We start from the raw sequence: 428 nt of genomic DNA, 5'->3' as shown, positions 1-428 counted from the left end.
ATCGCCTTCGACGTTCGTCACCCGATCGCCAAGGTTCGTTACGTTCTGGTTCGTCGCGTACAGCTGCGAGCCATTCACCGCGTCCTTGCTCGTCGACGACAGGTCACCTGCGGCCACGTTCTTGATCTTCGTGCCATTGCTGTCACCGCGCAGCGTGACCGTGCCCTTCGTGGCATCGTCGTAATGCACCGCCAGCGCATCCGTCCCGCCGCCGGCGCCATTCTTGATGTCCTGGCTCAACTGGTCCACCTGCTGGTTTGTGGCGTACAGCTGCGAGCCATTGACTGCGTCAGTGCTCGTCCCGCTCAGGCGACCCGCGGCCACGTTCGTGATCGTGCGCTCGTTACCCACGCTGCCCACGCTCACCGTGCCAATCGGATTCGAACCGGCAAAGAAGTAGGTCGTGCCGCCGATGGACGTGCCGCTCG

The 428-nt window shown here is 63.3% G+C and carries 1 pseudogene; it reads right to left on the bottom strand.

From position 1 onward, the window contains the following. Nucleotides 1-428, bottom strand: a pseudogene (locus AB3X86_RS38375) (Surface-exposed protein); the annotation flags it as partial.

This window comes from Paraburkholderia sp. BR14374 (assembly GCF_040948685.1).
Taxonomy (GTDB): Bacteria; Pseudomonadota; Gammaproteobacteria; order Burkholderiales; family Burkholderiaceae; genus Paraburkholderia; species Paraburkholderia youngii.
This window is presented reverse-complemented; position numbering and strand designations above follow the sequence as displayed.